Raw genomic sequence first — 21,660 nt, 5'->3', positions numbered from 1 at the left:
AGCACTATGCTAGGTTTAGCTTCTAAACAGAGCCTAAGCAGCCGTAGAGGCGCCGTTTAAGACTTTTGCACCGCGTAGCATTGCTTCGATTAATTCACCCGCATTGAACTTCTCAAGCGCTTCATGTGCCCCCACCTGATTGGCACGGTCAACACAGATCTCACTGGATAGTGAGGTATGTAAAATACAGTAAGCGTGACTTAAAGCGCTGTCGTTTTGTACTTCAAATGCAAGCTCATAACCATCTAATCCCGGCATCTCAATATCACTCACCAGAAGATCAATGGCATTGCCAGTGCTGGCTTGGCGTCGCATCAGGTCGATGGCATCTAAGCCGTTGTTACAAATGCTGTAAGGGATGTTGATGCTCTCTAAGGCATCTGATAACTGTTTACGCGCAATCAAGGAATCATCCACCAATAAGATGTTCAACGCTTTGAGGCGTTCCCTTTCTACATCGGTCAGCATCGGGATATGAGCATTCTCATAAGCTGGGTAGATCTTAGAAAGCAGCAGTTCCACATCGAGCATTTGCACAATACGGTCTTCGAAACGTGTAATACCCGTTACAAACACATTGCGACCCACACTGGTGGGTGGAGATTCAATACTCTTCCAGTCGCATTCAATGATTTTATCAATTGAACGAACCAAGAATGCCACAACTGTTCTTAAACAATCAGTAACGATGAGTACACAATCTTGGTATTCAGCGGGTGTTATCGGGCGGAAGCCAATCGCAGCGGACATATCAATAACTGGAACCGTAAGGTCGCGGATAGTCACTGTACCAATCACGTGATGATGGGAGTAGGGGATCTGAGTCATCGGCTGAAAAGGGACGATTTCTCTGACCTTAAGCGTGCCAATCGCAAAACTTTGAGTGAGGGATAACTTGAACATCAACATTCCCTGTGACTGACTCGCTTTACTGATCGGTTTGGCCATAAGTGGCTCCTACTTAATACGCGCTTAATTTATAAGGATTAATTTAAAGGGAAATGGAAGCCGCAGCAAGTCGCGATGCGGTTTTTAGTGGTCTTTAAGGCAGTTGTTTTCGGTTATAGAGTGAAGAATAGCGGTTCTTGGGTTAAAATCACGTCAAACGCTGGCTGTCGATGAATTTATGTCGATACGCCGTTAGCGGTAAACAGATTTACAACAGTCAGTTCATTAGCGATGTTCTAAGCAATCGTCGTAAGTACACTGGCAGCAACAAACTGAGAATTATCATGGCAAGAACAGCAGCAGCGCTTCATATTTTGGTGAAGCATAAAGAACTAGCAGAAGACATCATGACGCAGCTTAAAAAGGGCGCTAAATTTCAAACGCTAGCGAAGAAACATTCAACCTGTCCATCTGGTAAAAAGGGCGGCGACCTAGGCGAGTTCAAAAAAGGTCAAATGGTGCCTCAGTTTGATAAGGTTTGTTTCTCTGGCGAGACGCTTGTACCACACCTTGTGAAAACAAAATTTGGCTGGCACGTCGTGAAGGTTCTTTACAGAACTTAATGATAATTATGTGTTAGATTGAATAAAAGGAGCGTATATACGCTCCTTTTTTGTGACTTTTTTGCGCGTTTTAAAGCACTACGGTTGAGTGTTCATCCCAGACGTTATGCGATAATTGGTGCTACGCCCTTAACTATCCGCCGTGACTAATCAGTGGGAGGATGAGGGGTTTTAATGAGTAACTCATATAATAAATACCATTCTTAAGGAAATTTATGCAGCTTTGCCTTTTAGCCTTTGTATTTATCTAGAAAGCTGTAAACGAGTTTGGTAGGAGAACAACATGGAGAGTTCAGCTATGTTAAGCAACCCAGCGACAGATGTCATATTGCATGCCTTTGACTGGTGCTACGCTGACGTAATGAAGAACGCCCCACTGATCCAAGAGTTGGGTTATAAATCTGTTTTAGTATCACCGGCGATGAAATCGCTGCGCGGGCCTAAAGGTTGCGACCGAAATTCTGGCACCCAATGGTGGCAACGCTATCAACCCCAAGATTACCGTGTGATCGATAATCAACTTGGTGACACGCAAGACTTCACTGCGATGGTGAACACGTTAAAGCAACACGGGCTTCGTACCTATGTAGATGTTGTGTTCAACCACATGGCCAACGAATCGGGTATCCGCGGTGATCTAACGTATCCCAATCAGCAAGACATGGCGTCTTATCAAAAAGATGCTGACTATTATGAATCCATACGTTTGTTTGGTGACCTTTCTGAGCCTTTATTTGATGAGAACGACTTCGTGGAAGCGTTTGGTATCAAGAACTGGAAAGACACTTGGGAAGTGCAAAACGGGCGTATTACTGGCGGCGCTAGCGATCCTGGCCTGCCAACGCTGTTGGACAACGATAATGTCGTGGCACAGCAAAGAGCCTACCTAAAAGCACTGAAAGCCATTGGTGTGAAAGGGTTTCGCATTGATGCGGCAAAGCACATGACACTGGCACACCTTCGCAAGGTATGGACTGATGATATCTGTGAAGAAATGCACATCTTTGGCGAGATCATTACCGATGGCGGTGCGACGGAAGAAGAGTACGAGCTGTTCCTTGAGCCGTACCTGAAACACACGCGTTTAGGTGCGTACGATTTTCCTCTGTTCAATACCATTTTCAAGGCCTTTGAAGAGCAGGGCAGCTTTAAGTCTCTGATCAACCCTTACTGTTTTGGTCAGGCTCTATCGAACATGAGAGCTATCACCTTTGCCGTGACTCATGACATTCCAAACAACGAGGTGTTTTTGGAACATGTGATGGATGAAGTGGACGAGCGATTGGCTCATGCCTTTATTCTTGGTCGTGATGGCGGTGTACCACTGGTTTACAGTGAATTAAGCACGAGCGGTATTTTGGATCAGAATGGTCAGCCTCGTTGGCTTAACGACTGGCAAGCGCCTTACATGAAAAGCATGATTCAATTCCATAATCATGTTCATGGCGAAGCGATGCGTGTGGTTGAAGCGAATGATGACTTGCTGGTATTTGTCCGCGGTGACAAAGGCATTGTGGTGATTAACAAGTCGAAACGCAGCAAAACCGCCTCATTAAATTGGACAGGTGCGGTAACCGATTTAATGTCGGGTGATGTGTTTGAATGTGTGGGTAAGGATTTAACCATCAAGGTGGAATCGAACCAATGCATGATGTTGACGACGAATGAATTGAAACCTGTCACGAGTTAACTCGGATAGGTTAGAAAGAGAAGCCCCGCTTACTGGCAATCAGTAAGCGGGGCTTTTTATTTTAAGCTATTGCTCGATAACTAAACCGAACCGTGGCTAGACCGTGAACTTATTCAATAGCTCGTCTTGTTGGCGAACATTGTCAGTTTGCTGCTGCATTGCGGTATTCGCTTCTTGAGCCGCTGTAGATACTTGTGTTGAAAGGTCTTTGATCTTAACTGTGTTGTTGTTGATCTCTTCCGCTACTAAGCTCTGCTCTTCTGCTGCTGAAGCAATCTGGATGTTCATATCAGAGATACGCTGAATCGCGTCACGGATGCGGTCAAGTGAAGAGTTAGCTTGCTGAGCACGTTCAACGGCGTCAGTTGCGGTGTCTTTACTTTGGTTCATCGCATTCGATACTGAGCTTGCGCCTGCTTGAAGCTGCTCGATCATGTTACGAATTTCAGTGGTCGATTCTTGAGTACGTTGCGCCAGAGTACGAACTTCATCGGCTACGACTGCGAAACCACGACCCGATTCACCCGCACGCGCTGCTTCAATCGCTGCGTTTAGTGCTAGTAGGTTGGTTTGGTCAGCAATGTCGTTGATTACCTTAAGAATCGTTTCGATGTTTGCGGTTGCTGATTCAAGTACTTGTACTTCTGCAACGGCTTGGTCGATACGCTCAGATAAGTTATCAATCGCTTGAGTGGTTTCACTAACTACAGAGGTACCGTCTAGCGTTGCTTCATCAGCTTCACGAGCCGCAGCCGCAGCGCCTTGAGCGTTGTTTGCTACTTCTGTTGCGGTAACCGCCATCTCGTTCATTGCGGTCGCTAGCTGCTCAAGCTCTTGCAGTTGCGTGTTCATCGCATTCGCAGATTCGCCAGCACCTTTCACTGTGAATTCCGTACCACGCTTAATCTCAACGCCAATCGCTTTCGATTGAATGATTTGATTTTGCAGGTTTTCGGTAAAGGTGTTGAAGCCTTTCGCTAGGTCAGAGAACTCCTGGTCTGTATTGGTATCCAGACGCTTAGTTAAGTCACCTTGTCCGCTCGCTACATCTTGAATCGCTTGGTTAAGTGCATCCAATGGACGCATCAACACGCGGATCAGAACCGTTAGTGCAACGATACTAAGAATTACAGCAAGCAAAGAGTAGATCATTGAGCTGTTTTTCAGGTCTTCGACGGTTTGGTAAGCGATCTCTTCATCTAGGATTGCGCCGATGTACCAATCTTCACTTGGGATGTGTGTGAAGTTAACAAGGAACATTTTGCCGTCGACTTCAATCTCTTGAGAGCCTTCACGAATAGTCGCTTGTGGCATGTAGCTTGAAAGCGTTTCACCGTTGTTTTTAGCATTTGGGTGAGCAATCGTTGTACCGTCGGCTGTCACTAGGAATAGGTAGCCCGCATCGAACAAGTTCACTTGGTTGACTAAGGTCGCAAGGTTGGTCAGTTCTAGGTCGTAGAACATACCTGCAGTAAAGCGGCCGTTGTCTTTAACTGGCGTACCGACTGAGATGATGACTTTCTTACTTGATGCATCCACATAAGGCGCGGTAACAACTAAACTGTTTTTAGATTTAGCATCAATGTACCAAGGGCGGATTCGTGGGTCGTAATCTGGACCGGCTTCCCAACCATCATCATTCTCAATGACGAAACCGTTTGCTTCATAACCAAAGCCAACCGCTAGGAAGCTGTTTTTAAGCTTTGGTTTTTCTAGGATTTCTTTTACGTAAGTGCGATCTTGAGGGTTAATCTCGATGACTTCAGTAGTCGATTGAGCCAACGCTTTCTTGGCATTCATTTCTGATACGACTGTATTTTTTACGCCAGAGACCATCTCTTTTAGGCTCGCATTGACGTGGTTTTCTACAGCACTTCTTACGGTGTAAAGTTGTTGTATTGAAAGCAATGATACTGTCACTAGCAGCAAGGCTGATGATGCAGCAACCACCTTATGGCTAAATTTCATTGAGTGTTCCCCTTCTCACAGGCTTTGCGAAGTCTAAAGTTAATCGTGTTTTTCTAATTATATATCGACGAGATTGGAATTTACTTGAATGTAATTTCACAAAATAGACTACAAAAATACAACAACCTAAACAATACAAAATTCACTAAATCACATATTTGTTACTTTTAGTATTTGGTTCAATGAGTTGAAGATACACGCGAGCCTAGAGCCTACGGGTATTGATAATTTATTAATTAGACGTTTATGTGTGTGGTTTTCTATTAAAAAGCGATGGAGAGGATAAGTAGATATGAAATTAAATGAACTGCCTATTTTATATATTGATTGAGTTTTGAACGGGAAGGTGAATATGTTAAGCGGAAATAAAAAGCCTCACAAAAGTGAGGCTTTATAAATGGGTTCTTTATTTTTTATATAAGTATAATCTAATTTAGAATATTAGGTGAGCTACACCAGCGATAACTGGAAGCGTAATTAGAGTACGCAGAATAAAGATAATAAACAGTTCCAAGATGTTCACTGGAATCTTACTGCCTAGAAGCAGAGCGCCAACCTCAGACATGTAGATCAGCTGAGTTACCGACATTGCTGCAATAACAAAGCGAGTCATCTCGTTGTCGATAGAAGCAGCAAGGATTGCTGGGATAAACATATCCGCAAAACCAACAACAATCGTTTCAGACGCTGCAACCGCTTCAGGAACACCAAGTAGCTCTAGGAATGGAATGAAAGGCTGGCCTAGGAATGAGAATACAGATGTGTATTCCGCAATAACCAGTGCCATCGTACCAAGACCCATAACCACTGGCAGTACACCAAATACCATATCAACAGCGTTACGAACGCCTTCGCCAAACACAGACTTAGCAGACTTTACTTGTGATGCTTTGTTTAATGCTAGCTCAAGACCCCAAGAGAATGTTGAGTGACCTGCAGGAATCGCGTCAGCGTCTTTGTGCGGCTTGCTACCATCAATGAAGGTGTCTTTCTTCATGCTTAGTGGTGGAAGGCGAGGGATGATTACCGCTGCCACAATACCCGCTAGACAGATTGCTGCGTAGAAAGGTAGGAACAAGTGCTCTAACTCTACTTGTGCAATGACCACCAGGCTGAACGTAATCGATACTGCCGAGAAAGTCGTACCAACAACAGCAGCTTCACGCTGAGTGTAGAACTTCTTCTCGTACTGCTTGCTGGTAAGAAGGATACCAACGCTGCCATCACCTAACCAAGAAGCCATACAGTCGATAGCACTACGACCTGGTAGGTTGAAGATTGGGCGCATGATTTTACTTAACAGGGTGCCAAACAACTCTAGTAAACCGAAGTTAAGTAGAAGAGGCAGTAGCAAACCCGCAAAGATAAATACTGAGAACAGTGTAGGAAGCAGGCCTTCTAACACTAAACCACCGGTGTTTTCTTCCCAAATAAACTCTGGACCTACTTGGAAGAACGCCATAAATGCCGCAGCACCACCAATCAAACGAACCAACAACCACAGTGGCGATGGGTTGAAAAGGCCGTTTAAAAATGAATTCGATGTAATGAATGTAGGCTTGAAAATGGTGCTTAAAACGGAAGCTACAGACATGAAAGCGACGATCGCAGTGATGATAGAGACTAGGTACTCACCGAAAACCGCTTGAATTGACTTGGCTAAGATCGCTACAGGGATGGTGAGATCGCCTTGGTAGCTGATTGGTGCCATGAAAAGGAATAAACCAATCAATGATGGGATTAAGAAAACCCAGAAACTGCCTTTAGATTTCTCTGTTTGAGCAGTATTCGTGTTGTTAGACATGTTATTGTTCTCGAATTTCTACACGTAAAAAAGCCACATCCTTGGCATTTTTATTCACTAAACGTCCGTATTTTCTCATTGGGTGCAAGATTACCCAGTATTAATATCGCTTGCAATACTATTCATCAAATATCGCTAAGTATTCACACTGGTTATTCTGCAACTCCTTAAGAGTTTAGAATAAAGTGTTGCAGATGTTACGTAGTTTGAGGATATATTGCCAGGCATTTATAAATTTACTGGAGTTTCAGTTCGATAGGTCAAGTATAGCCAATAGCTAAACGCAATGATGAAGGCGAAAGAGGCAGGGAACGCCAGAGCTAATATTTCGAAGCGTTGGAACAAGCAAGCGCCCGTTAAGCCTCCAAATAGAAAACCGACAACGATGAACATCAGCAGTTTGGCTTTGCGGCGGTCAAAGGGCATGCCTTTGAGGCGAGCACCAATCATGATCCCAAGATCCGTGATGATCCCGCTCATGTGAGTGGTACGAATGATCGCGCCGCTATAAGTCGTGATCATCGCGTTCTGCAACCCACATGCGGCTGAAGCGAAGTATTGGCCGGACATGTAACCTTGTAATAGTGCCCAAAGCGCCAAGAACAACAACCCACCTTCAATACATAGCGCGACACCGTAGCGGCGCCCGAGCTTCAGTGCTTGGTTATCAATAAAGAATCCACTGAAGGCTGCGCCTAACATAAAGCTCATGATCACCAATAAAAGGTGCACGGAAGCCGAAGTTGGGGTGAGTAGGCTGCTGCCGAGTAAAGACATGGTGCCAGAGATGTGTGAGATGGCTTGATGTTGGAAACCAAGTAAACCAATAGCATTTACGCTGCCAGCAAGGCCTGCTAGCAGTAGTGCGCCGTATTCAACCCAGCGTGGTAGCTTAGAAATCATGTTGTTCACCTTGGGTTGAAAAAGAGGAGCAGATTATAACGCTAGCGAAAAGATACGCTAGCGTTGCGGGGCTTTCATATTTGATCTTGGGCAACAGTATTGCAGTTTGTTTCTTTACAGGTGTTATCGCAATACTAGAGGGAAGTAGCCACTAATTATAGTGACTCATTTGATGGTCAAATTTGACCCAACCATGTTTGCGCTCTTCGTAAACGGAAAAACTTGGCAATGGAAAATCTTGTTCTTTAAACAGCCCGAGAGGGACGATATAAAAATCGGCGGCGGCAACAGATTGTAAAAGCATAGTGGTGCCACATTGAGGACAAAACTGATAGGTGACTTCATTGCCTGTATCGCTGATGCGTGAAAAAGAGGTGACCTCTCCGCTGAGTGTGACTTGTTCAATTGGGAACCGAGCTTGAACGCCGAACACGCTTCCTGTGCGTTTTTGACACTCATAGCAATGACACACAGAGGTACGTTGAGGCTCACCGCGACATACTAGGTTGACGGCTCCACAGCGGCATTCGCAACTTCTGATATTTCTGTCTTTAATATGATTGATATCCATCCATGCTCCACTTCTGGCTAACCCTGTATTGATAATTATACTAAAGCCCTTTATGGTCTGCACAACTGGATGAAAACAAAAGAATACAATTGCCCATGAAAAAGAAAATTTTACCTATTCCTCTGATTCTACTTATTCCAATTGTCATGCTGGTTGTGGTGATAGTAGCGGGTATTTATCGCTTTAGCTTAAGTGATGAAGAGATCTTGGCGAAGTTTCCTTCTGCTCAAGTGAGTTATGACCCAGTCGTAGAAACCGTTTTTGATTTGAAGACGACCAACCCATGGACAATTAAAGTGCCTGAAACCAATGCATTTGCTTTTATTAAAGAATTGGACACAACAAGATCAATTGCTTTTGGTCGTTACGATTCTGGAGCAGAACGTGGCGTGGTGACAGTAGATACTAAAAATCTTTCAGGTGTTACGCTAGGGCAGGCGAACTTCTTTGTTTCTCCTATATGGGTGTCGAATCAAGGCAGTGGTGTTTTCTATTACCTTGGTCTGTTTAAACACGATCAACAACGAAGCCGTATCGTGTTAGTCGACCAGCTTTTACTGGGTGACCGCATACAAATTCAAACTTTAGATGTCGTTCAACAGCCAGATTCGCAATCACAGAGTAAACTCACTGGGGGAGGTTTTATCGGCTTTACTCAGCATTCTGCGGAACAATCATTTGCAGAACCCCCTTCTGAAAAGGTGTTAATGAGTTTTTCTTTTGATACGCAATCAATTGGTAAGCAATAACGTTTTCGTGAATGCAAGGATCTGTTGTTTATGTGAGCCAAATTACATATTATCTTAGTTAGATGAATGAAATTTAGACACACTTAGCTTTGTGTCTGCTTATTTTTACAAATGGAGCTTGCGAATGATTAATAAACGTTTTTTTAAGACGAAAGATGAAGTTGAAGTGACTTTCGAGCTAGAAGCTCAGGAAGCGAACTCTGTATCCATCGTTGCTGACTTTCTTGATTGGAAAGCCACCCCAATGAAAAAACTGGCCAAAGGGAAGGTTTACAAGTTTAAAACTCGTCTGCCGAAAGATGGCGAGTTTCAATTCCGCTACCTAGTTAATGACCAACAATGGGTGAACGATGCGAATGCTGACCGTTACATCCCAAATGAGTTTGGTGAAGACAACTGCTTAGTGTCGACGGTCAACGCATAGTCTTTTTCTTAAAACCAGCGACTAATTCGCTTCGTTTATTAATTATTCGAAACGGAATAACGTCAACCAATAGAAAGCAGAAACTAGCCGTTTCTGCTTTTTTATTTTCAAATTTAGCGGTTAATTTTATTTCTTGTTTAATGGCCCTTCACCTACGACAACTCAATGACTTAGGTTAAGTTGGGCTGATTCACATCATATTATGACAATGCATTGATGATTTATGCGTTTGAAAAGCATATCCTATGCCTTTATATCGTAGAAAGACCTGTTTACCGTGTATTCAAAAATATTTTCCTCTCCGTTTGCCGAGCTTTCACCTGTAAAAAAAGTAGCTATTTTAGGACTGCCACTTATTGCAGCGATTGGAGTTGCTCTGCAATCTTCGCAATCAAATCTGACGAAAACGATCGAGCTTGATCTACCAGACTCAACCGTTATTGAGTCCATTCTGTCACCATCTTCTGTTACCGTTATTGAGCCGCCGACATTTGAGTATCAAATTCAAACGGGCGATAACTTGAGTAGCATCTTCACGCAACTTGGATTTTCTTATAAATCGATGATGAGCGTGATGGAAACCGATTTGAACTTCCTTGCTCTAGATACGCTTCGTCCGGGTAATACATTACGCTTTTGGCGTGATGAAGCGACCGGCGACCTTTCTAAAATGGAACTTCAATTTAGCGTCGCGGACAAAGTGGTTTACCGACTGCTTGATGACGACAGCTACGAATTTGAAGACATCTCTATTCCTGGTGAATGGAAACAAAAGCCTCTCGTGGGTGATATTCAAGGCAGTTTCTCGATGTCGGCGAACAAGGTTGGCCTGAGCAGTCTTGAGATTGACCATATTGTGACTCTGCTTAAAGACAAGCTGAACTTTAGCCGAGACCTACGTGCTGGCGATCAGTTTGAAGTACTTCAAAAAGTGCAATATGTTGATGGTGCTGCAACCGGAAAACGTGAAATTGAAGCGATTAAAATCATGAATCGTAACCGCGTTGTGTCAGCGTACTTACACACTGACGGACAATATTACGATGCTAATGGCGATAGCTTACAACGTGCTTTCCAACGCTACCCAGTGAGCAGTAGTTGGCGTCAGAGTTCTCAGTTTAATCCTAAGCGCTTACACCCCGTGACAGGCCGAGTCTCACCGCATAACGGTACAGACTTCGCGACGCCAGTTGGTACGCCGGTTCAAGCAACGGGTGATGGTAAAGTGATTATGACGCGTAAGCACCCATACGCGGGTAACTACGTGGTCATTCAGCACGGCAGCACGTACAAAACACGTTACCTACATTTGAGTAAGATTCTGGTTCGTAAAGGACAAACGGTATCTCGTGGTCAGCGTATTGGTTTGTCAGGTAAAACTGGCCGAGTGACAGGAGCACATTTGCACTACGAACTGATTGAACGTGGTCGTCCTGTCAATGCAATGACAGCAAATATCCCAATGGCAGATTCTGTGCCTAAAAAGGAAAAAGCGACATTTGTAGCAGCAAGAGATGAAGCTGATAAGTTGTTAAAGGTCGCTTTAGCCCAATCTAATAACAGCTAGTTAGATTCTTTGAGATAACCCTGAATAAGGCTGTTACTCATCAAGTAGCTAATTAAAACCGCGAGAGCATCACTCCGAGTAGAGTCATGTTCTCGCGGTTTTTTTGATCCTAGGTTAAAACAAAGATAGCGGTCTAAGCCAAGGGCTCCGAATGTGTAACATAGCTGACGATAGCCTCAGGTCGCATTGGTGGTGAGTAGAGGTATCCTTGTATCTTGTCACACCCCATTGCGTGCAGCTTTTCTAGCTGTTCACGCTTCTCTACGCCTTCCGCAACCAATGACACATCGAGCCTATGAGCAAGCTGAATAATTAGCCAAACAACGCTTTCTGATGTTGAATTAGTCAACAAATTACGGATAAAGGTGGCATCAATTTTAATGCAGTCGATGGGGTAGCTGTGAATATAGTTCAAACTAGAGTAACCAGTACCGAAATCGTCTAATGCAATAGTGAAGCCTTGCCCTCTCAAAAAGTTTAGTGCCGATTTTGTCTCTTGAGTTGGAGACAACAACACCGTTTCGGTTAACTCAATAACAAACTCATCAGCTTTAAAGTGATGTTCTTCAATGGTTCTAGTGAGATAAGATATATAGCGCTTAGAATCGGTAAGCTCATGAGCAGAGCAGTTTATCCCAAGCTTAACCTTGTAACCTAAGCCTTGTTCTAAGATGGTTTTAGCGCGGCATACTAACTCAATAATACGCTCACCTAGCTCGACAATCAGCCCGGACTCTTCAGCCACTTGAATGAACTCCATTGGCGATATGTCACCGTGTCTGACGGTCTTCCAGCGAGTCAGCACCTCGAAGTATTCCCACGGTGTGTCGCCTTGACTGACAATGGGTTGTACAACTACGTACATTCCATTGCTGTCGGGGGTATAGCTTTGTGAAATCGGGTTTTCGAGTTCATTTCGCAGTGCGGCAATTAGCTCGGTTTTTCTTTGGTAGCGAGACCTCAAGTGGGTGTCATAACATTGAATATGGGTATCTTGGCTGTGTTTACACTCTTTAAGTGCCAAGCTACTGTTGAATATGATCTGTTCTACGTCTTTGTTGTCTCCATCCGAACTGGCAATTCCAATACTGAGGTCTAAATCTATCTTAATATCAACGCTGCTATAACCTTGTCTAATTTTGGCCAGTATCTGTTCGCACACTGTTATTGGGTCTGAGTGGTAAGTAATGAAGGCGAATTCATTGCCAGCTGTACGAAAAGTCAGGTTGCTCTCGGGTAAGGTTCTCCGCAACGTTTCAGCGACAAATTGAAGAACTTTATCGCCAGTATAATTGCCGTACATGTCATTAATGGCTTTGAAGCTATTGATATCAAGCAAGGCTAATGTAAACGGAGTGACACTTTGTTGAGTGATAGACTCCAAGGTATCTGATAAACAGCTTCGGTTTAGCAGTCCAGTCAAACTGTCGTGTGATACCTCATAACTTAGTTGATTTACCAGTTGTTCAGAACGATCGTTGAACCACATCTCTCTCAACGTATGGATGATGATGTCGGAAAACAATTGGTGGTGCTTTATCACGTCTTGTTGCTGATCTGGACTAAGAGGCGAGGTAAACGTTGAAAACAGCACGCCCATCACTTCACCACTTTGAGTTCGAGTCGGGATCGCGATGGAATTTTGTGATGTGATTTCCTGCCTAAATGCCGATGTCGGTAATGACTGGACGACGTATTGAGCGAAAGAGCAATCTGGGTGTCTTTGATTGACCGCTTGTTGGTAGATTTGACCATGACGTGCATTGATTTTGTCATGCAAGACATGGCCAGAATGGGCGATCACCAAAGGAACGATTTGGTCAGGGAAGTGCTTCTTCTCAATGATGCTAGTGTATTGAGTATCAAAGGCCTGATGTAAAGTAAGCACGGCTGACTCTAAAAGGTCGATACCTTCCAACTTAAGTAAACGGCCAATGCGCTCTGTGTCGATCATGTTGTTGTGCGTATGTTGAGTCATAGTCACCATCCCTAGTTAACCAGATTCACTGTGTAAGCTGTATACGTATTATCTTGTATATGTGCGAACTTGTATAATCTATATGCGTCAAGTTTATTATTGGCCGTGTTGTATAACTTTTCAAATTAAAATGTGACTTATTTCACAGAGCTTGCGTGCTACGCTCTTTGTTTAGCCTATCTTTCAGATGGTCCAAAAAAAGCTTGGTTCGCGTGTGTGAGTAATCAAGCTTAGGGTAGTACGCGTAAACCATCACTTCGTCGGCAGTAATATTTGGCAATACTGGAACTAATGTCCCTTGTTTTAGATCCTCTTTGATCATCGCTTTGATGGTTAACAGTATGCCCATTCCTCGCTTCGCAGCATGAAATAAAGCCTCTGGATTGGTGGTAGCAAAGTTACCATTGAGAGTGATGCGTTGCCCTTTGGTGAGTGTAACTTCACGGATAGGACGTTCCCCCCAAATCAAAGAGTTGTGCTGTTCTAAGTCTTGCTCGTTGGTGGGGTAACCATGTTTAGCCAAATAGCTTGGCGCCGCATAGAAGCTGGCTTTGTGCTCAAACAGTGGTGTTTTCTTGAAGCTTAAAGAGTTGAGTTGCTCCAGTTCACGACTGATCACCAGATCTAAGCTAAGTTCAGGTAATTGCCCTGGCGTGGTCGTGATCAGCTGTACCTTAATGTCCGGGTATTTTTCTAAGAAGTCGTCCATGTATTGCACGAGAAACTTAGAGCCAACCGCAATCGTTGCACCTATCTTTAACAGGCCTGCTGGGGTTTGGTTTACCGAGCGAGTCTCATCAATAATGGACTGCCAATTATCAAGCTGATCTTTGGCTCGCAGGTAAAAGAGCGCGCCGGCTTCGGTTTGGCTAATTGAGCGCGTGGTGCGCTTTAATAGTTGAGTGCCGATGCGCTCTTCTAACCAGTTCACTCTTTTACTGATCGCTGAGCTGGTGGTGTTAAGTTTTCGAGCAGCACCATTGAAGCTACCTTCTTCGACTACTCTGACGTAGCTTTTTACGTTAAGAATCCAATCCATATTATTTCCTGTTAGGACTTAATAAAATTCCAATTTAGCTAATTATCAATTATTGGTTTTGAATGTAAACTCATCTAATGAACAAATATCAAACGAATAGGGAATTTTTTGAGCCAATCGACCTTTAAAAAAACGCCGTTACTCTTAGCTATGATGATTATTGCTACGGGACAAGTAGGTGTGAGCATCTATTTGCCAGCATTGCCGTTAATTGCTTCTGACTTAGGTGCTACTCAAGTAGATGTACAGCTGCTCGTCACGCTGTTTCTGGTGGGTTTTGGTTTGTCTCAGCTATTTTACGGACCGATGTCCGATGCGGTGGGAAGAAGACCTATTTTCTTGTTAGGTCAGGGTGTTTATTTGATTGGTACAGTCGTTTGTGTTGTGTTTTCTGACAATATGACAGCGCTAGAAGTTGGTCGCTTGCTGCAAGGTTTAGGAGCGGGTAGTGCCTCGGTTCTTGGGCGAAGTGTGCTTCGTGACAGCTATGATGGTTCGCAGCTTACTAAAGCGTTGTCTTATATCTCGATCACCGCTTCGATCATGCCTATCATTGCGCCGGTATTCGGTGGTTGGATTTCATTTCACCTTGGTTGGCAGGCGGTGTTCCTGTTCGTTTTATTGTACTTATTAGCAATATTTACGCTGGGTTACTTTGTTCTTCATGAAACTTTGCCATACGGAAAGAGCCGCTTTGATGCCTGCCAGGTGGTGAAGAACTACGGGCGCTTGTTGACCAATCGCCAAGTGTTGACCAGTGCCAGTTATAACTGGATGAGCTATATGGCGAGTTTGGTTTCGTTGTCGTTGTTTCCATTCTTAATGCAAGAGCAATTGGGGTTGACCGCCGCTGAATATGGCTCATTGATGATTGTCCCTTCGGCAGGTTTACTGATAGGTAGCGTCGCTTTAAACTTGCTCAATCGTCGGTTTAGTACGCCTCAACTGATGAGCCTAGCTATCTTAATTATTTTGGTATCGGGAAGTTGGCTGCTTACTCATGAGTTATCCATCTTTAACTTAGTTTTGGCATTTACTTGGTTGGCGATAGCACAAGGCATCTCGTTCCCACTATCAATCAGCATGTTATTAGAACCTCATAAGAAACAAGCGGGTGCAGTATCTGCGTTGTCGGGTTCAATTCAGATGTGTTTAGCGGGTTTATTGGGTGGGTATCTAGTAGAGAGTTGGGTCACGACTCATCTACAATTAGGCGTGTTCTATCTCATTATTGGCGCAGCTATGGGGGGAGTGCTTTGGTCTTCAACCAAAATGAACAAGAAAGGCGATACTGTTGAAGTGGAATATAGCTAAATGCCAAATGCACTATCGTCTAACACACTATCGTTAATACGTTGTATTTGTGCTGATGGTTTTCTACAATGCTTCGGTCCATTGAATAGGTAAAAACAAAATGCAGCAAAATGAATTTGAAGTACTGGTAAAAGCTATCTGCGCACTAGATGGCTTACCTCAAGCGCTTGAGCTATTGAAATCCAATGAGGATACAGAAGTCGCTGAGGCTGCTGCATCACTGACTGGTCAATTCGCACTAGCTGAAGTGGAAGGCGAAAAGCGTATTTACCATGTGACGCTTCAAGAAAATGAACAAGGCGAAGAGCAAGAGTACATCGAGCATGTCATGAATGAAGGCGATGACTTAATCAAATTTGCAGCTTGGTTCTTTGAAACGATGTTTGAATTAAAGCAAAAAGACACATACCAAATTGCCGGTAAAACTTACAGACAGCCAAAGCGCAGCTAGGTTTCTCAGTAAAGTATTTTAGAAAGCAGCTCTCTTGAGCTGCTTTTTTTATAAGTGTCTAAACCAATGTCAATGTCTTGGATTGTTATTAGGAATGAAGTATGAAGGTTAAATCAAACTTGAGGTTAACTTATTGATATACATATATCATTCTGATTTTCGCAGAGCCAGAAGTAGGTTAATTACAATCAAATTATCAGAATTACACCAAAGTGTGACTTATGTCTTGTTTTTGAGGGTTTTACGTGTAGAATCCGCACACAAGAAAAGTAGATGATGTGCGGAGATAAGCATGAATTACGAACTAGGCCACGCATACCTTGGCCAAATGGCAGCAAAAAACATGATGCACGAAGCATTGTACGGCACTTCAAAGCCAAAAAAAGTTTCATTCTTTAAGCGAATGATGAAGAAAATGGCTAAGTAAGCATTTTCCAAAACGGATTTTAAAAGGCCTTAAACTTATTGAAGTTTAAGGCCTTTTTCGTTTTAGCGATTGATGACTTATATCGCTCTGTTTTGTTGTGGATGGACACAAAAAACACTAATTAAACTTCTGACTAATAGCTCTTAATGGATTCAGCCAGCAGATTGATTGGATAAGTCGACCACATTATTAGGGATGCTATCTAAGCCATTCTCTTTCATCCACGCTTCTAAGTTGTCGGCGCCACCGATGTACTTACCATCAAGCCAGATCTGAGGAACAGTCACGGGTGTTTTTTCACCAATGTGCGCTTTTACCTCTGGTATCATGCGATACAAAGCGGCGCTGTCTTTTACGACATCGTGATAGGTATATTCGACCCCCGCTTCATCAAGCATCTTCTTAGCTTTAACACAGAATGGGCAGGTCGCCTTACCATAAACGATGTTGCCTTTTAGGCTGTCTCTTTTGGTCCACTCTTTAATCACCGATTGAACCAACACTCCGCGATTGAGTGCTTCGCCTTGGCTTACTACTTTGCCTTCAACAACAAGGATCGGGGCATGCCAAGAGCCTAGTTTTAGCGGCTCCCACCAGTGAGACAACCAATCTTTCACCTCTAGTTCGACATCGACATCGGCTAGTTCATTCTCAAAAGTATCCTTCAGAATGTCTTTGGTAAGGGTACATTCCCCACATGGGATATTGACTTTAAATGGACCCCAGCTGCCTGCCCAACGGTATAGTGTAATCTTGACTGGTTTCTTCATGGTTACGGCCTCGTTTGAATTCTCTTATCCATATAGAACGGACAGTCGAACTATTTATTTCATCAACCTGAAACTTTCTTCACTTTCGACGGTTTTTTGGTTTCCCAGTGCGTTATAAATGCAACTGACGCAATAATAATAGCAGCACCTAGCCATAAACGACCCGGTGGAACCCAACTAAACACAATCCAACCTGCTAAAACATTTAGCGGTAATTTCGCGTGGTCAAATGGTTGTACAAACGAAGCATCAGCGACCGAGTAGGCTTTTACAATCGCCCATTGAGCGAGTGCCGTCATAACACCGATAACAATCAAGATAGCCCAAATTGTACCGCCGCTTGGCGTCTGCCAATCTGGCGCGGCAAGCAGGATGTTAAATGGCGTGATTAATAGCAGAAGATAAACCACCATGGTTGAAGGACTGTCTTGCGAAGAGAGTTTTTTCACCATGAGTGAGTAGCATGCCCAGAAGAACGCCGCACCAACGGGTAACAGTGTTGCCCAGTTAAAGTCTTCAGCCCATGGCTCTAGAATCACCATCGCACCCACGAAGCCTGCTAAAGTCGCGCCCCAGCGAGCTGCCCCAACTTTCTCTTTGAGAAATAACCCTGAACCTATGGTTGCAAACAATGGCGACGTCATGAGAAGGGCAATGCCTTGCCAAATAGGAACAGGGTAAGCCAGCGCCCATATCCAAAGTTGAATACCAATCACCGATAAGAAGACGCGGAATACGTGCAACTTTAAGTTGTCGGTTTTTAGCGCACGGCGAATGCCCAGCGTTTTTAGGTAAGGAAGAATAGCGAACAACGCGACGGCGTATTGAATGACGGCAACGGTGGTAGAAGTAAGTCCGAAATGAATGCTAGCAATTTGAGTTAGGCTGTTAATAACGGCAAAGGCTAGGCCTGCGGTTAGCATCCAGCTAGCGCCTTGGATCGGATGGTGTTGTGACATGATGCTTCTAATTATTTGATGTGGTTCACCTATGATACGGATTTAACACCACTTAACCAGAAAAAGCATTGATGAAGTTAGTCAGAATATTTGAATATGAAAAAGGTTGAGCGATTGCCCAACCTTTTAGTCTGCATCTAAAGCCGATTTAGATTAGAAGTCGTAGCGAATACCAGCTTGTAGTTGGTCATCTAGGTCGTCTAGCTGTTCAAATTTGTAGCCTGCATATGTACGGATGTGGCCGTTGAATTTGTACACAGCTTCGATAGCAAAGTTGTTTGCTTTCTCTTCATCGGCTTTATCTAACTCACCGTAGTTGTATACACCAATTAATGATAGCTGTTTAGTTGCTTTGAAGATGGCTGAAAGCTCGTAGCCTGTGTAATCGTCATCTGCAACTGAAGCCATTGTGTATAGGCCACCAACAGTAAACGCGTCCATCGAGAACTGAGCTACAAGGTTGATTTGATCGTCATCGAAGTTACCATTCTTTTGAGAAACATAACCAGCACCAAGGTCAAAAGCGCCTAGGTTGTACATAGCAGCGAGGCCAAAACTATCTGCATCTTTCTCGTTTGCAGCAATGTAGTTCGCTTGAACTGTCAAAGCGTCAAACTCGCCTGAGTATAGGAAGTTGTTTTCGCGTTTATCTTTGTTACCATCAACCGCATCAGCTGCGTCTGCACCAAATGTTGCCATTGTATCTGTAATGTCAGTCAGCATTACTTGAGCAGAGTCTTGCTTACCGTAAGAGAACTCACCGAAGTTTGTACCGAGACCCGCATAGAAATAACGGTTAGTAAGAGAGTCTGTTTTCTCTCCATTTACACCTTCAGCTGTATCTCCAGTAAATTCAGCTTCATATTTACCAAAGCCGTATAGCTCATCTGAAACTTGAGTTTTACCAGATATATTTAGACGAGCACGTGATTTGTCTTTGAAAGAACTATCAGATGCACTTTCTTCATTGTTGTCAGAGATGTTGAAGCGAGCTTCAGCACGACCACCAATCTTAAGCTCAGTACCGTCAGAGCTGTAAACTGTTGCTGCTAGAGATGAACCTGAAACTAGTGCTGCTACCACTGCAGAAGCTAGAACTGCCTTTTTCATAATCACTTACCTTGTATTTTAAAATCCGTGAGCAATGCGCTCTCCGTTTCGATATGAAGCTAATTTAGAGCAGATAAATTAAGCTTTCATTTCTATAAAATTACATTTTCGTGAATAGGGAACTTTTTTAAATGTTGATTTTATTGCACTTTTATTTCAGTGGACTGAGTAGTTAGTGAATAGTTATACAAATTCAGGCGCTTTTCTATTGGTCCGTTTAAGTTTTGACTAGCGGTTTCTTCGCGGTAGTTGAACAGCAATGAAGGTAGATGGTGAACTCTCGTCGCCGAATAACAGTTTGTGCTGATGGTTATATCCTCTATGATGCAAAAACTTAGAAGAGAATAGATTTTGCTCAACAAGATGGAGACGTTGGATGAAAACAGAGTACTTAGGCGATGTTTTACAAGGTAGGCAGGTTATTGGCTCCTTGAATGTTGAAGACCTACCCGTTGGAGAGCACCAGTTTTGGTTTCAAGTAACCAGTGATGGGCTAGGGCAACCCAAGAACATGCCGGTTTCTGTTTTCAAAGGCAGTCAAGCAGGTCCTAAGTTGATGATCACCGCTGGTATTCACGGTGATGAGCTCAACGGTGTGTTGGCTGCTCAGCAAATTATCAGAGACTTAGTCGGTAAAACTCTCAAAGGCACGGTAACGATAGTGCCTACTGTGAATTTGTCGGGTTTGCTTAACCACAGCCGCGATTTTATCTCTTCGGATCCGGGCTCTTGCCCTGCCAACCTTAATCGACTATTTCCGGGTGATGCGAATGGCTTAGCGGCAGAGCGCTTTGTTGCGTCTTTGTGGGATCGCTTACTCAAACACAATGCGACATTCGCCGTTGACCTGCATACCCAAACTCGTGGCGCTGTCTACCCACTTTATGTTTTTGCTGACTACCGAATTGAACAATGCCTTGAAATGGCAAGGTTGATGACGCCAGATTGTGTTCTCAATGATCCTGGCGATCCGGGGATTCTCGAAACGGTTTGGAATCGAAGTGGAATTCCGAGCATTACGGTGGAAGTGGGGATGGGTAAGTTTACTCAGCCTGACATGATTCAACGAGCCGTGGACGGTGTTTTTAATATGCTGTCTTACTACGAGATGCTTAATGGTGAAGACCCGTTTGAGGCAAAGCAGCTGCCAAGTATGGACTGGATAGAAGGAAACAACGTCGTGTCTATCCGCGCCGATATTGGTGGCTTTGTGCTGCCTCAGGTCGAACTTTTGCAAAGTGTCGAACAAGATGATCTGCTCGCCATCCAATATGATGCGTTCGGCAATGAATGTCGTCGTTATCACGCACCATCTTCTGGGCGTGTACTCAGCTATAACGTGGATGCATTAAGGGAGCCGGGCGCGCTTGTTTGTCGCTTGCTGAGTTAAGCAAAAAAAGACCGAGCAAGGCTCGGTCAAAGGACAGTTGTCTTGAGTTAACACGTCTTTGACTCATCGACAGAACTGCTTTTAGCGTAGCGAGGGTAAATTAAGAATCCATTGCAAGATAGTGACACTTCGATTGCTTTTCTGTTTCAAAAGTAATATTGAAAACATTATCTCAAGCTCATTAAAAAGCCGACGGCGAGTGACGCGAGTCGGCTTTTATTCACTTCTCTTTCGAGTCTTTATCTCTATCTACACTCGATTAAAAAGCGTCATCCACGATATCTTTAAGTCGGTCGTAAGGCACATATCCTGGTAAAACATTTCCGTTCATCATCATGGTTGGAGTGCCCGTTAAGCCGAGTGCACTGAACGTTTGGTGGTTAGTGGTTAGAACCTGGTTTTGTTCTTTAGTTGTTTTTAGTTCCGCCTCTGTTCCCGTCTTCTTGGCAACGGCTTCTAGTGAGCTTTTCGAGTGAATACCGCTTTTGGCCATCAGCAATCTATTAACTTCAGGGAATGCTTCTGGGTTATCTTTCCATACTTTCATCGCGTATAGCGCCGCGTTGGTGTCTAGCCCTGCAACTTGTTGTTGTTTAAACGATAAGTACACGTTGATCACTTTGATGTCGCTATTTTCAGAGGCTAATTGAACTAAGCCTTTTTCCAAGCGCTTACAGTAAGGACAGTTATAGTCGGTAAAGTTAATGATGACTGATTTGCCATCCGGGTTGCCCGTGATTGGGTGAGCGTCATTGTTGTATAACCAATCATGGCTTCCTGCTTGAGCTTTCTTCGACTGTTCTTGCCCTGCTACGTACTGCTCTAAGCTGGTATGTAAGCCAGAGATCGTAGAAGGGTTCTCTTTCAGAAATTGGTTAATCTCTTCAAGTTGCTGGGTTTGTTCTGTACTTAACTCAGCGAAGGCAGTGCTGCTCATTAGTGAGCCTAAAATCAGTGTACTAATCAGATGCTTTTTCATGCTATTTGTTCTCTAATTCTTGATAATCGTGAGCGCTTATTGGGTCGCGCTCACGG

20 protein-coding genes are annotated in these 21,660 nt (G+C 43.8%); 9 read left to right on the top strand and 11 right to left on the bottom strand.

Annotation, left to right across the window (positions count from 1 at the left end; all coding sequences use genetic code 11):
• Positions 1 to 33 precede the first annotated feature (33 nt).
• A complete protein-coding gene (locus OQJ75_RS14935) occupies positions 34 to 948 on the bottom strand; it encodes a chemotaxis protein (protein ID WP_265973966.1) in 915 nt (304 codons plus the stop codon).
• 170 nt (positions 949 to 1,118) lie between these two features.
• Here OQJ75_RS14935 and ppiC point away from each other — a divergent pair, with 170 nt between their 5' ends.
• Complete coding sequence (gene ppiC / locus OQJ75_RS14930; protein WP_265973967.1) at positions 1,119 to 1,511, top strand: peptidylprolyl isomerase PpiC; 393 nt, start codon at positions 1,119 to 1,121, stop codon at positions 1,509 to 1,511.
• A 283-nt stretch (positions 1,512 to 1,794) separates the two neighbouring features.
• A complete protein-coding gene (locus OQJ75_RS14925) occupies positions 1,795 to 3,201 on the top strand; it encodes an alpha-amylase family glycosyl hydrolase (RefSeq protein ID WP_265973968.1) in 1,407 nt (468 codons plus the stop codon).
• A 96-nt stretch (positions 3,202 to 3,297) separates the two neighbouring features.
• Here the strand turns inward: OQJ75_RS14925 and OQJ75_RS14920 are convergent, their stop codons facing one another.
• The 4 genes from OQJ75_RS14920 to OQJ75_RS14905 form a co-directional block, all read right to left on the bottom strand.
• Entirely contained in the window at positions 3,298 to 5,169 is a 1,872-nt protein-coding gene (locus OQJ75_RS14920) for a methyl-accepting chemotaxis protein (protein WP_265973969.1), read from the bottom strand.
• 433 nt (positions 5,170 to 5,602) lie between these two features.
• Entirely contained in the window at positions 5,603 to 6,973 is a 1,371-nt protein-coding gene (locus tag OQJ75_RS14915) for a YjiH family protein (RefSeq protein ID WP_265973970.1), read from the bottom strand.
• 228 nt (positions 6,974 to 7,201) lie between these two features.
• Positions 7,202 to 7,876 carry a YoaK family protein gene (locus OQJ75_RS14910; protein ID WP_265973971.1) on the bottom strand — a complete coding sequence of 225 codons (675 nt, stop codon included), beginning with the start codon at positions 7,874 to 7,876 and terminating at the stop codon, positions 7,202 to 7,204.
• 151 nt (positions 7,877 to 8,027) lie between these two features.
• Entirely contained in the window at positions 8,028 to 8,510 is a 483-nt protein-coding gene (locus OQJ75_RS14905; protein WP_265973972.1) for a GFA family protein, read from the bottom strand.
• A gap of 32 nt (positions 8,511 to 8,542) precedes the next feature.
• Here OQJ75_RS14905 and OQJ75_RS14900 point away from each other — a divergent pair, with 32 nt between their 5' ends.
• The 3 genes from OQJ75_RS14900 to OQJ75_RS14890 all read left to right on the top strand — a co-directional run bounded on the left by OQJ75_RS14900 (position 8,543) and on the right by OQJ75_RS14890 (position 11,187).
• A complete protein-coding gene (locus OQJ75_RS14900) occupies positions 8,543 to 9,196 on the top strand; it encodes a hypothetical protein (RefSeq protein WP_265973973.1) in 654 nt (217 codons plus the stop codon).
• Positions 9,197 to 9,320: 124 nt separating this feature from the next.
• Positions 9,321 to 9,620 carry an isoamylase early set domain-containing protein gene (locus tag OQJ75_RS14895; protein WP_004731838.1) on the top strand — a complete coding sequence of 100 codons (300 nt, stop codon included), beginning with the start codon at positions 9,321 to 9,323 and terminating at the stop codon, positions 9,618 to 9,620.
• Between the two features lie 277 nt (positions 9,621 to 9,897).
• A complete protein-coding gene (locus OQJ75_RS14890) occupies positions 9,898 to 11,187 on the top strand; it encodes a peptidoglycan DD-metalloendopeptidase family protein (RefSeq protein WP_265973974.1) in 1,290 nt (429 codons plus the stop codon).
• A gap of 133 nt (positions 11,188 to 11,320) precedes the next feature.
• Here the strand turns inward: OQJ75_RS14890 and OQJ75_RS14885 are convergent, their stop codons facing one another.
• Together OQJ75_RS14885 and OQJ75_RS14880 are read right to left on the bottom strand one after the other, a co-directional pair.
• Positions 11,321 to 13,165: a putative bifunctional diguanylate cyclase/phosphodiesterase gene (locus OQJ75_RS14885; protein ID WP_265973975.1), complete on the bottom strand. Its 1,845-nt coding sequence runs from the start codon at positions 13,163 to 13,165 to the stop codon at positions 11,321 to 11,323.
• Positions 13,166 to 13,307: 142 nt separating this feature from the next.
• Positions 13,308 to 14,204, bottom strand: coding sequence for a LysR family transcriptional regulator (locus OQJ75_RS14880; protein ID WP_265973976.1), 897 nt, complete (start codon positions 14,202 to 14,204; stop codon positions 13,308 to 13,310).
• Between the two features lie 108 nt (positions 14,205 to 14,312).
• Here OQJ75_RS14880 and OQJ75_RS14875 point away from each other — a divergent pair, with 108 nt between their 5' ends.
• The 3 genes from OQJ75_RS14875 (at position 14,313) to OQJ75_RS14865 (ending at position 16,396) form a co-directional block, all read left to right on the top strand.
• Positions 14,313 to 15,518, top strand: a complete 1,206-nt coding sequence (locus OQJ75_RS14875) for a multidrug effflux MFS transporter (protein ID WP_265973977.1) — start codon at positions 14,313 to 14,315, stop codon at positions 15,516 to 15,518.
• A 100-nt stretch (positions 15,519 to 15,618) separates the two neighbouring features.
• Complete coding sequence (locus OQJ75_RS14870) at positions 15,619 to 15,969, top strand: hypothetical protein (RefSeq protein WP_017057980.1); 351 nt, start codon at positions 15,619 to 15,621, stop codon at positions 15,967 to 15,969.
• 292 nt (positions 15,970 to 16,261) lie between these two features.
• Positions 16,262 to 16,396, top strand: coding sequence for a hypothetical protein (locus OQJ75_RS14865; protein ID WP_260811937.1), 135 nt, complete (start codon positions 16,262 to 16,264; stop codon positions 16,394 to 16,396).
• A gap of 152 nt (positions 16,397 to 16,548) precedes the next feature.
• Here OQJ75_RS14865 and OQJ75_RS14860 read toward each other — a convergent pair whose 3' ends face one another.
• The 3 genes from OQJ75_RS14860 to OQJ75_RS14850 form a co-directional block, all read right to left on the bottom strand.
• A complete protein-coding gene (locus OQJ75_RS14860) occupies positions 16,549 to 17,166 on the bottom strand; it encodes a glutaredoxin domain-containing protein (RefSeq protein ID WP_132763959.1) in 618 nt (205 codons plus the stop codon).
• A gap of 62 nt (positions 17,167 to 17,228) precedes the next feature.
• A complete protein-coding gene (locus OQJ75_RS14855) occupies positions 17,229 to 18,125 on the bottom strand; it encodes a DMT family transporter (protein ID WP_248374933.1) in 897 nt (298 codons plus the stop codon).
• Between the two features lie 153 nt (positions 18,126 to 18,278).
• Complete coding sequence (locus OQJ75_RS14850) at positions 18,279 to 19,235, bottom strand: porin (protein ID WP_265973978.1); 957 nt, start codon at positions 19,233 to 19,235, stop codon at positions 18,279 to 18,281.
• A 376-nt stretch (positions 19,236 to 19,611) separates the two neighbouring features.
• On the opposite strand from OQJ75_RS14850, the gene OQJ75_RS14845 reads away from it, so the two are divergent.
• Entirely contained in the window at positions 19,612 to 20,625 is a 1,014-nt protein-coding gene (locus OQJ75_RS14845) for a succinylglutamate desuccinylase/aspartoacylase family protein (RefSeq protein ID WP_265973979.1), read from the top strand.
• Positions 20,626 to 20,884: 259 nt separating this feature from the next.
• Here OQJ75_RS14845 and OQJ75_RS14840 read toward each other — a convergent pair whose 3' ends face one another.
• The gene (locus tag OQJ75_RS14840) at positions 20,885 to 21,604 is read right to left on the bottom strand and encodes a DsbA family protein (protein WP_265973980.1); all 720 of its coding nucleotides are present in this window, start codon (positions 21,602 to 21,604) and stop codon (positions 20,885 to 20,887) included.
• Between the last annotated feature and the right edge of the window lie 56 nt (positions 21,605 to 21,660).

The organism is Vibrio sp. 14G-20 (assembly GCF_026241515.1).
Classification (GTDB): domain Bacteria; phylum Pseudomonadota; class Gammaproteobacteria; order Enterobacterales; family Vibrionaceae; genus Vibrio.
This window is presented reverse-complemented; position numbering and strand designations above follow the sequence as displayed.